The organism is Stenotrophomonas sp. FR012, from assembly GCF_047520565.2.
GTDB classification, from domain to species: domain Bacteria; phylum Pseudomonadota; class Gammaproteobacteria; order Xanthomonadales; family Xanthomonadaceae; genus Stenotrophomonas; species Stenotrophomonas sepilia.
In genome coordinates this window covers 92013-101419 of record NZ_JAXBQL020000007.1, presented here as the reverse complement: position 1 = coordinate 101419, position 9407 = coordinate 92013, and the positions used below count along the sequence as shown (strand labels likewise).

Here is a 9407-nt window from a genome sequence, read left to right as displayed (position 1 = left end):
GGGTGCCGACCGTTGGTCGGTGCACCTTCCGGATCTGCCGCCAACAGCAGCCGGCCAGCGGCCGGCTCTACCAGAGCGCCTGCATGCCTTCGACTGCCCTCATCCAGAACGACATCGTCGTCTTCGGTTTGATCGCCGCCACCCTTGGCGCCGTGTTCTGGACCGCCTCGCGAGAGCAGGGCCTGTGGAAGCGCGTCTACACCTTCGTGCCGGCCCTGCTGCTGTGTTACCTGATTCCCGGCATCTACAACACTGTGGGCCTGATCGACGGGCAGAACACCCGGCTCTACAACCCGATCGCGCGCGACATCCTGCTGCCGGCGGCGCTGATCCTGCTGACCCTTGCGGTCGACATCAAGGGCATCCTGCGGCTTGGCCCGAAGCTGGTGCTGATGTACCTGGGTGCCTCGGCCAGCATCATGCTCGGTGCGGTGGTGGCGTTCCTGCTGATGCGTGCCGTGCATCCGGAAGCCGTGGCCGGAGACACCTGGGCCGGCATGGCCGCGCTGGCGGGCAGCTGGATCGGCGGCGGCGCCAACATGCTGGCGATGCGTGAAGTGTTCGACGTCAATGCGACCACCTTCGGACAGTTCGCGGTGGTCGACGTCGGGGTCGGCTACGTATGGATGGCCGCGCTGATCTTCCTGGCCGGGCGCGCGGCGAAGATCGACGCGCGCAGTGGCGCCGATACCTCGGCCATCGATGAGCTGAAGGAGCGCATCGCGCGCTTCCAGGCCGAACACGAACGCATTCCCAGCCTGACCGACCTGATGCTGATCGTGGCGGTGGCCTTCGGCGGTGTCGGCCTGGCTCACGCCATTGGCGCACCGCTGGCGGCGTGGTTCAAGGCGAATGTCAGCTGGGCTGCGCAGTTCAGCCTGGACGCGCCGTTCGTGTGGGTGGTGGTGCTGTCGACCACGCTCGGCCTCAGCCTGAGTTTCACCCGTGCGCGCAACCTGGAAGGCGCGGGCGCATCGCGCCTGGGCTCGCTGCTGCTGTACTTCCTGATCGCCTGCATCGGCATGCAGATGGATCTGCTGGCGCTGCTGGACCGCCCGTGGCTGTTCCTGCTGGGCATCATCTGGATCAGCGTGCACATCGTGCTGCTGTGGTGCCTGGGCAAGCTGCTGAAGGTACCGTTCTTCTATTTCGCCATCGGTTCGCAGTCGAACATCGGTGGCCCAGCCTCGGCGCCGGTGGTGGCCGCGGCGTTCCATCCGGCCCTGGCGCCGGTCGGCGTGCTGCTGGGGACAATGGGCTATGCCACCGGCACGTACCTGGCCTACATCGTCGGCATCACCCTGCGCGCGCTGGCCGGGCAGGGCTGATACGGTGATGGGGTCAGATCCCTTTTGCGACGCAAAAAGGATCTGACCCCGGTTCCCGGTGAATCACGCCACCGGCAATCCGCGTTCGATCAACCACGCCTTCGCGTCTTCGGCGTCCTGTTCAAACCACGCCTGGGTAGATCCCAGCCGATACGTATATCCCCACGCATCCATGTCGGCCATCAGCCGCTGGCTGCCGACACCGGGCAGCTGCCCGGCCAGCACGATCTGCAGGTAGCAGGTCGCGTCTTCCTCGGCCACCGAGTCGGTGGCATCGGTGTGCACCTGCGCACGCCGCTCCGGCGGCAGTACGATCAGGTGGCAGGCCTCATGCAGCATCGAGTGCACGGGCGTGTCATCGCGTACGTACACGTTGCTGGCGATGATGCCGGCCTCTGGCTCGCCCCAGTAACTGCCGGGAATCGGTTCACCGGCCGCCACGTGGTGCAGCCGAAGGCCATGCGCGGCGAGCAGGCGCTGCGCGTCGGCGAAGGCGATGTCGCCCACGCAGGTGATGTCCACGGCGGTTGTCGTATCGGTCATGCGGGTCAGACAGCCCCGCCCATGCAGGCACGGGCGGGGCAGGGGATCAGGGCTTGTCCGGACCTTCGGGCAGCGCCACGGAAATGTCCAGCACGTCGTGCTGGCCATCCTTTACCAGGTCGACCTTCACCGCATCGACGTCGATGTTCACGTACTTCTTGATCACTTCCAGCAGCTCGCGCTGCAGCAGCGGCAGGTAGTCCGGGCCACCACGGTGGCTGCGTTCCTGCGCGATGATGATCTGCAGGCGGTTCTTGGCGGTTTCGGCGGTGGTCTTCTTCGCTTTGAGGAAATCAAACAGGCCCATGCTTACCCTCCGAACAGCTTGCTGAAGAAGCCCTTCTTCTCGACGTTGGTGAAGCGCATCGGGCGTTCTTCGCCGAGGATGCGCGCGACGGCGTCTTCATAGGCCTGGCCGGCAGCGGATTCGACATCCAGGATGACCGGCTCGCCCTTGTTGGAGGCGTTGAGCACGTCGCCCGATTCCGGAATCACGCCGATCGCCTTCAGGCCGAGCACTTCCTCGACGTCGGCGATGCTCAGCATCTCGCCGCTTTCCACGCGCAGCGGGGTGTAGCGGGTCAGCAGCAGGAAGGCCGGCACGTCCTGGCCGGACTCGGCCTTGTGGGTCTTCGAGTCGAGCAGGCCGATGATGCGGTCGGAGTCGCGCACCGACGACACTTCCGGGTTCACCACCACCACCGCACGATCGGCGAAATACATCGCCAGGAAGGCACCCTTCTCGATGCCGGCCGGGGAGTCGCAGATGATGTAGTCGAAACCGTCGGCGGCCAGGTCCTTCAGGACCTTGCCCACGCCTTCCTGGGTCAGTGCGTCCTTGTCGCGGGTCTGCGAGGCGGCCAGCACGTACAGGTTGTCAAAGCGCTTGTCCTTGATCAGGGCCTGCTTGAGGGTGGCTTCGCCGTGCACGACGTTGACGAAGTCGTACACCACGCGGCGTTCGCAGCCCATGATCAGGTCGAGGTTGCGCAGGCCGACGTCGAAGTCGATCACCGCCACCTTCTTGCCGCGCCGCGCCAGGCCGCAGGCCAGGCTCGCGCTGGAAGTGGTCTTGCCGACGCCGCCCTTGCCGGAGGTGACTACGATGATTTCAGCCAAAGGACTTCTCCTGATGATTCTGTTTGGGGGCTGCGTCAGTCCAGCGCAGCGATCTTGATCTGGTCCTGTTCCAGCCAGACCTGCACGGCCTTGCCGCGCAGGTTGTCCGGGACATCGTCCAGTACCTTGTAATGGCCGGCAATGGCGACCAGTTCCGCATGGAAATCACGGCAGAAAATGCGTGCCGCAGTGTTGCCCTGGGCCCCTGCCAGCGCGCGGCCGCGCAGGGTGCCGTAGATGTGGATGCTGCCATCGGCAATGACCTCGGCGCCGGCGCCGACGGTGGCCATCACGGTCAGGTCGCAGTTCTCCGCGTACAGCTGCTGGCCCGAACGCACGTTGCCCAGCTGCATGCGGCCCGGCTTCGGTGCAGCCGCGTCGGCCACCTTGGCCACCGGCGTTGCCGGGGCCGGCTTCGGTTCGGCACGGGCTGCGCGGCGCGGCTCCGGTGCAGGCGGCGGCGGGGCCGGTTCGGCCTCGGCACGCTCGTACTGCGCTCGGAACTTGGCCAGCAGCGGCAGGCCGAGCTGCTGCGAGAGCAGATCGATCGCGCTGGTGCCATAGGCAAGCGCCACCGGCAGCACGCCGGCGCTGCGCAGGCCATCGACCAGCGCCTGCGCGGTGGCCACATCCGGCACCTGGCTCAGGCCGCCGAAGTCGAGAATCACCGCGGCGCGGCCGAACAGCTTCGGGGCGCGGGTCACGCGCTCGCGCATTTCCTGCACGAGGCGTTCGACATCAAGGGTACGGATGCGCAGGTTGGCGATGCCCACCTGGCCGATCTTCAGTTCACCGGCCTGTTCGTAATCGAAATTCACCGCCACGCTCAGGTCCCCGTCGGCCGCTGTGCCTGCGCCGGCAGCTGCCGTGCGCGTGTCCACGCCACATCCGGCAGCTTGCCGCCGTAGGTCTCCTTGACCCAGGGGTAGCTGCACAGTTCCTTGGCCAGCATGCTGGCGCGCACATCGACCTGCGGCATCGTGTTCTGGCCCAGCTCGCGGAAGCCGAAGCTGCCGTGGAAGAGCAGGGCGGCATCGGCGCCATGGTCGAGGAAGACTTCGCAGGTCATCTGCGGGTAGCGCAGTTCGGCGAAGCTCTGCGCGTCGGCATAGAACGCACGGCCGACGCCGCCGCCACGACGGCGGCTGGCGACCACGATGCGGTCGATATAGAAGAACGGGGTGTCCAGCTGCTGCTTGAACCAGGCGAAATTGCTGCTGTCGTGCTGGCTGTCGCTGCCAAAGCCGATCAGGAAGCCGGCCAGGTTGCCGTCGCGCTCGGCGACGCGGAAGTATTCAGCGGTTTCATAGAACAGGCGCAGGCGGGCCGCATCCAGGGGAAGGATGGCCAGGCCAGCATTGTTGTTCAAAGCCAGGACGGAATCGAGCTCGTGCTCGCGCACGTCGCGGATGACAATCGACATTGTGACTCCGTGGGGTAACGCGGTTGGTCCATCAAGGGACCCTGCGCACGATTATTGCATGCCCGGGGTGGGCTGCGGCATGAACAGGCGACTGCAGGGGCATGACTTCCGTGGGAGTGCGCGACGCAGGCCGGGCCCGTAGAGTGCTGGCATGTTGGGAGTCCTCAGCCATACCCGCGTCCTCCGCCTGGCCGGCCTGTTCACCTGGGTCATGGTCGGCCTGCCGCTGGCGTACTCGCAGTTCGAGAACCTGCACAGCCGCGCTGACATGGGCGGCTGGGCGATCCTGCTGTTCGTTGCCTACCTGTCCTTCGGCACGGCCTACTACTGGCTGACCCGCATCCTGCGCAGCGACAGCCACACCAGCTGGCTGGACCGCAGCCTGCTGCTGTTGCTGACGGTCTCGGCGCTGGGGGTCAGCTTCCTCAGCGGGTCGGGCCTGGGCAGCATCCTGATGATGGTGGCCGCCGGGGTCATTCCGTGGATGCTGTCGGTACGGCTGGGGGTGCTGTGGCTGCTGGTCAGCCAGCTGGCCGTGGCTCCGGTCTACTACATGCTGCTGCGCTTCCCGCTGTTCGAAGCGGTGATGCAGTCGCTGCTGTACGGCGGCTTCTCCATGTTCATCTTCGTGACCAGCCTGGTTGCGCGTCAGCAGACCGAGGCCCGCGACGAGCAGCGCCGGCTCAATTCAGAGCTGCGCGCCACCCGCGCCCTGCTGGCCGAGAGCGCGCGGGTCAACGAGCGCACCCGCATTTCGCGCGAACTGCATGACCTGCTGGGCCACCAGCTGACCGCGCTGACCCTGAACCTGGAGGTCGCCGGGCACCTGGCCGAGGGCCAGGCCCTGGATCACGTGAAGCGCTCGCACGCGCTGGCCAAGCTGTTGCTGGGCAACGTGCGCGAGGTCGTGAGCCAGCTGCGCGAGACCGGCGCGATCGATCTGGCCGCGGCCCTGCGCCCGCTGACCGAGAACGTGCCCTCGCTGGACATCCAGCTGGAGATCGAGGATCCGCTGAACGTGGAGGACCCGCAGCGGGCCCACGTACTGCTGCGCTGCACCCAGGAGATCATCACCAACGCGGTGCGCCATGCCAGTGCCCGCCACCTGTGGATCAAGGTGTACCGTGAAGCCCCCGATCGGGTGGTGGTCGAGGCCCGCGACGACGGTGTCGGCGCGGATATGGTCAATGTGGGCAATGGCTTGCGCGGCATGCGCGAGCGCCTGCAACAATGTGGTGGCCAGCTGCAGATCGAAACCCGCCCCGGTGAGGGTTTCCGGCTGCGGGCGACGGTGCCGGCAACGGTGCTGGTGGCGGCCCTTACCAAGGTTCCTGAAGGAGTGCGTTGATGATTCGCGTCTGCCTGGTCGACGACCAAACCCTGGTGCGGCAGGGAATCCGCTCCCTGCTGGCGCTCGACGACGGCATCGAGGTGGTGGCCGAGGCCGGCGACGGCCGGCAGGCGGTCGAGTTGATCCCCCAGGTACGCCCCGACGTGGTGCTGATGGACATGCGCATGCCGGTGATGTCGGGGCTGGAGGCCCTGCAGGTGCTGTCGAGGCAGGAACAGCTGCCGCCGACCATCATCCTCACTACCTTCGACGACGATCAGCTGGTGCTGGCCGGGCTCAAGGCCGGTGCCAAGGGCTACCTGCTCAAGGACGTCACCCTGGCACAGCTGGTCGGTGCCATCCGCACCGTGGCCGACGGGGGATCGCTGGTGCAGCCGGCGGTAACCCAGCGCCTGCTGTCCGGCCTGGAGCACATGCGCAATGAATTCGTCAGCCTGGACCGCCCGGACCCGCTGACCGACCGCGAGACCGAGATCCTGCGGCTGATGGCCAGTGGCTTCTCCAACAAGGAGATCGCCAATTCGCTGGGCGTCGCCGAGGGCACCATCAAGAACCACGTGTCCAACATCCTTTCCAAGCTGGGTGTGCGCGACCGTACGCGTGCCGTATTGAAGGCCTTCGAACTCCAGCTGGTATAAGAAAAATCTTTCAAGTACAAAGACTTGGGTCGTGGCCGGGGGGTTCCGCCAGGGTTGCCCCCTACTTGCCGGGTAGCGGTATGCGTTACCCTTCGAATCCTTTGTCCATACAAATACGCAGCCGGCAGGGAAACCGGTGCGCCAATCCCGATAAACAATGCCCGCGAAGCCTGCTAGGATTGGCGCTTCGCTTCAATCAACCCGGCCGTGGGATCGGCCCCGGAGACTCTCTGAATGACCCGTATTATCGAGTTCCTGATCGCCTTGGGGATCGTGGCTGGCCTGTTCGTCATCATTGGCGTATGTCTGCCGGGCGAGCGTCACATCACCGAAAGCATCGAGACCAACCGCAAGATGACGATCGTGTACGACACGGTCAGCAGCCTGCGCCGCTTCAAGGACTGGAACCCGCTGGTACTGCGCGATCCCGCCGTTGACCTGAAGCTGTCCGGCCCGGCCTCGGGTGTCGGTGCCACCCTCGACTTCACCTCCAAGGACCTGGGTACCGGTTCCTGGAAGATCACCGAAGCCGAAGAGAACAAGCGTGTTGTGATCGCCATCGAGGACGCCACCAAGGGTCACGACAAGGTCACCACCTTCAACCTGGAGCCGACCGGCAAGGGCGGTCGCAACGTCAAGATCACCCAGGACTACTCGGTGAAGTACGGCTTCGACCTGTTCGGCCGTTACGCCGGCCTGTATGTCAGCCGCCAGATCGGCGACGACATCAAGATGGGTCTGTCGCGCATGGCCAACATGCTCGCAACCGTGCCGAACGTGGACTACCGCACGCCGGAAGCCCCGCTGACCGACCTGGCCATCGTTGAAGTGCCGGCCGAGAACCTGCTGGTGGTCAACGCCGGCAACGTGGACCGCGGTCAGGACACCATCACCAAGTCCATCAAGGACAACCAGGAGTGGATCAAGCGCGTGATGGAGGCCAATGGCCTTGAAGCTGCCGGTCCGTTCCGCATCATCACAACCGACTTCGGCCAGGAGAAGTACGCCTTCGACATTGCCCAGCCGGTGAAGAAGAAGGGTGCCGAAGGTGCTGCTGCCGACGAGCTGACCGTCAAGATCGACGGCGGCGCTCCGGTCAAGTACGTGCACGTTGCTCCGCACCGTTCGGCGCATGCGGCCTACACCGGCCACATGGCGGGTCTGGACGTGGCGCGCAACGGCCTGCGTGCCTGGGCCGTGACCTCGGGCAACGAAGTCATCGACCGTCCGTACGAAACCTGGAAGGACGGCATCGACAAGTCGTTCACCCCGGAAGGTACCTACGACATCTACTGGGCCGTCAAGTAATCCCCGGCTGAGCCATGTAGTGTTGGACACGAAAACGCGCCGCTCATTGCGGCGCGTTTTTTTTCATCCGGCGCCCGGCAAGGGGCGCTGCGCAAGGAGCCCTCATGTTCAATCTGGAACGTCGCGCACGTAAGCCTTCCCTGCTGGCCTGCCTCGGGGCGCTGTTGGCTGCCGTCTCGATCGGCCTGTCTGCCTATGCATCGCATGGCGTGGCCGACCCGTTGGCGCAGCAGCATCTGAACATGGCGGCGCTGTATGCGTTCGCGCATGGCGCGGTGCTGGTCGCGCTTGGGCCGCGCGCGCAGGGGGTGATCGCACACCTGGCGCTGTACGTGCTGCTGCTGGGGGTCCTGCTGTTTTCCGGCAGCCTGGTGGGTGGGGCGTTGTGGCAGTGGCCGACACGGATGGCGCCGATCGGTGGCACCAGCATGATGGCCGGGTGGGTATTGCTGGCGATCAATGCGTTGAGGCGGTGAGGGTCGCAGGGCTGTCGCTCCGATCCATGCCGATGCGATCGTGATGGTTCATGGGCGTTACTTTTCTTTTCGCGCGAAAAGAAAAGTAACCAAAAGAAACGCGCCGCCGGCCGCGAGCCGGTGCTGTGCACCGGTCCCCTGTGCTCCTCGGCCCGTCGAGGGGCGGTGCGGAGAGCAGCCGAGCATGGCTCGGCTCTACAGAATCGCAAGCACCTCTTCGCCCTCGCCGGACCTGCGGTGCTCGGCTCGCTTGAAGGCGGACCCAACAGCCGCGCGCTGATCCCTTATAGAGACTTCGAGCGAAGCGACCGGCTTCTGTCTTTGCCTTCTTGTTCCATCTCGTGGTGGGCGCGCGCGGAATCCGCCCGGACAGCTCCATGAATTTCGCCCTGCGGCCGTCACGAGGGGCTCAGCCGTTGGCCGGTCTCCAGCACCAGTGCCAGGGTTCGTAGACGATGCCGTGCGGGTTGTCGCGCGGGTAGCTCAACCGGAAGCCGTGCCCAGCGGCATGGGCCTGCAGCCAGGCGAACGCGTCGGTGGCTTCAAATGATTCCTCGGCCGGGGCATCGCCCGGCGTGCCGATGTCCAGCGCATGGCCGCTATGGTGTTCACTGAACCCCGGCGCGGCATTCACCTTCAGGATCTCCGTCACGCTCAGCCCGCGCGCCCGTTTCCGTTCGAAGATGCCCAGCTGGTAGGCATGGCTGCGGAAGCCGGAGATTGCATCCAGCGCGATGCCATCGCGCGCTGCATGCAGGCGCATCCGCCGCCAGCCCTGTGCAGCGCCGCGGCGCAGCCACAGCGGGCGGGCGAAGCGGTCGCGCCCAGCAAAGTGAAGCAGGCACGGTTCGGGTTCCAGCGGCAGGCCGCTGTCGTCGGCATAGCGCTGGGCATCCAGGCCGAGCTGCTGCAGGCGCTGCTGCAGCCCGGCGAGGGGCAGCCACTGCGCTTCCAGATTTGCACCGAACGGCCGGGCCGCGGCTGCATCCAGCAAGGCCAGTGCTTCCTCGGCCCCGGGCTCGCGCGCCAGGCGCGGCACCATGGCGTGCACGCCGTGTTCCACCACCGCCGCCAGGTAACGGCCATCGCACTTGCGCCGCAGCACCCAGTTCGCTCGTGACAGCAGGCGCGCGTCGAGATTGCTGCGCGCACGCAGCAGGTCTGCGGGCCACAACTCGATGGCTTCGGTATTGATCAGCAGGGGCAGGCGTCGTTGCATCG

General features: G+C 65.8%; 11 protein-coding genes. 5 read left to right on the top strand and 6 right to left on the bottom strand.

Going from position 1 to position 9407, the window contains the following annotated elements; all coding sequences use genetic code 11:
- The first annotated feature begins 83 nt into the window (after positions 1-83).
- The gene (locus ACM0O9_RS13325) at positions 84-1328 is read left to right on the top strand and encodes a DUF819 family protein (protein ID WP_414603920.1); all 1245 of its coding nucleotides are present in this window, start codon (positions 84-86) and stop codon (positions 1326-1328) included.
- A 63-nt stretch (positions 1329-1391) separates the two neighbouring features.
- On the opposite strand, the gene ACM0O9_RS13320 is transcribed toward ACM0O9_RS13325, so the two are convergent.
- From ACM0O9_RS13320 to ACM0O9_RS13300, 5 genes are read right to left on the bottom strand one after another with little or no spacing between them, the layout of a single operon-like run.
- Positions 1392-1871: a hypothetical protein gene (locus ACM0O9_RS13320; RefSeq protein WP_053497660.1), complete on the bottom strand. Its 480-nt coding sequence runs from the start codon at positions 1869-1871 to the stop codon at positions 1392-1394.
- Between the two features lie 46 nt (positions 1872-1917).
- Positions 1918-2178, bottom strand: coding sequence for a cell division topological specificity factor MinE (gene minE / locus ACM0O9_RS13315; protein ID WP_005408532.1), 261 nt, complete (start codon positions 2176-2178; stop codon positions 1918-1920).
- A gap of 2 nt (positions 2179-2180) precedes the next feature.
- Complete coding sequence (gene minD, locus ACM0O9_RS13310; RefSeq protein WP_005415682.1) at positions 2181-2990, bottom strand: septum site-determining protein MinD; 810 nt, start codon at positions 2988-2990, stop codon at positions 2181-2183.
- Between the two features lie 35 nt (positions 2991-3025).
- Positions 3026-3814, bottom strand: coding sequence for a septum site-determining protein MinC (gene minC, locus ACM0O9_RS13305; RefSeq protein WP_329915525.1), 789 nt, complete (start codon positions 3812-3814; stop codon positions 3026-3028).
- Between the two features lie 2 nt (positions 3815-3816).
- The gene (locus ACM0O9_RS13300) at positions 3817-4413 is read right to left on the bottom strand and encodes a GNAT family N-acetyltransferase (protein ID WP_005415684.1); all 597 of its coding nucleotides are present in this window, start codon (positions 4411-4413) and stop codon (positions 3817-3819) included.
- A 151-nt stretch (positions 4414-4564) separates the two neighbouring features.
- Between ACM0O9_RS13300 and ACM0O9_RS13295 the strand changes: the two genes are divergently transcribed.
- The 4 genes from ACM0O9_RS13295 to ACM0O9_RS13280 all read left to right on the top strand — a co-directional run bounded on the left by ACM0O9_RS13295 (position 4565) and on the right by ACM0O9_RS13280 (position 8186).
- Positions 4565-5761 carry a sensor histidine kinase gene (locus tag ACM0O9_RS13295; protein WP_053497662.1) on the top strand — a complete coding sequence of 399 codons (1197 nt, stop codon included), beginning with the start codon at positions 4565-4567 and terminating at the stop codon, positions 5759-5761.
- Entirely contained in the window at positions 5761-6402 is a 642-nt protein-coding gene (locus ACM0O9_RS13290) for a response regulator (protein WP_006424175.1), read from the top strand. Before ACM0O9_RS13295 ends, ACM0O9_RS13290 begins: the two co-directional genes overlap by 1 nt.
- Positions 6403-6636: 234 nt before the next feature.
- Positions 6637-7710: a polyketide cyclase gene (locus ACM0O9_RS13285; RefSeq protein WP_005415686.1), complete on the top strand. Its 1074-nt coding sequence runs from the start codon at positions 6637-6639 to the stop codon at positions 7708-7710.
- A gap of 104 nt (positions 7711-7814) precedes the next feature.
- Entirely contained in the window at positions 7815-8186 is a 372-nt protein-coding gene (locus ACM0O9_RS13280; protein ID WP_005415687.1) for a DUF423 domain-containing protein, read from the top strand.
- Between the two features lie 409 nt (positions 8187-8595).
- On the opposite strand, the gene ACM0O9_RS13275 is transcribed toward ACM0O9_RS13280, so the two are convergent.
- Positions 8596-9405, bottom strand: a complete 810-nt coding sequence (locus tag ACM0O9_RS13275) for a M15 family metallopeptidase (protein ID WP_414603921.1) — start codon at positions 9403-9405, stop codon at positions 8596-8598.
- Positions 9406-9407 lie beyond the last annotated feature (2 nt).

Coding starts and splice junctions, on each gene's coding strand:
- ACM0O9_RS13290 (WP_006424175.1), top strand. CDS start 5,761: ATGATTCGCGTCTGCCTGGTCGACGACCAAACCCTGGTGCGGCAGGGA.
- minE (WP_005408532.1), bottom strand. CDS start 2,178: ATGGGCCTGTTTGATTTCCTCAAAGCGAAGAAGACCACCGCCGAAACC.
- ACM0O9_RS13285 (WP_005415686.1), top strand. CDS start 6,637: ATGACCCGTATTATCGAGTTCCTGATCGCCTTGGGGATCGTGGCTGGC.
- ACM0O9_RS13295 (WP_053497662.1), top strand. CDS start 4,565: ATGTTGGGAGTCCTCAGCCATACCCGCGTCCTCCGCCTGGCCGGCCTG.
- ACM0O9_RS13300 (WP_005415684.1), bottom strand. CDS start 4,413: ATGTCGATTGTCATCCGCGACGTGCGCGAGCACGAGCTCGATTCCGTC.
- ACM0O9_RS13275 (WP_414603921.1), bottom strand. CDS start 9,405: ATGCAACGACGCCTGCCCCTGCTGATCAATACCGAAGCCATCGAGTTG.
- ACM0O9_RS13325 (WP_414603920.1), top strand. CDS start 84: ATGCCTTCGACTGCCCTCATCCAGAACGACATCGTCGTCTTCGGTTTG.
- ACM0O9_RS13280 (WP_005415687.1), top strand. CDS start 7,815: ATGTTCAATCTGGAACGTCGCGCACGTAAGCCTTCCCTGCTGGCCTGC.
- ACM0O9_RS13320 (WP_053497660.1), bottom strand. CDS start 1,871: ATGACCGATACGACAACCGCCGTGGACATCACCTGCGTGGGCGACATC.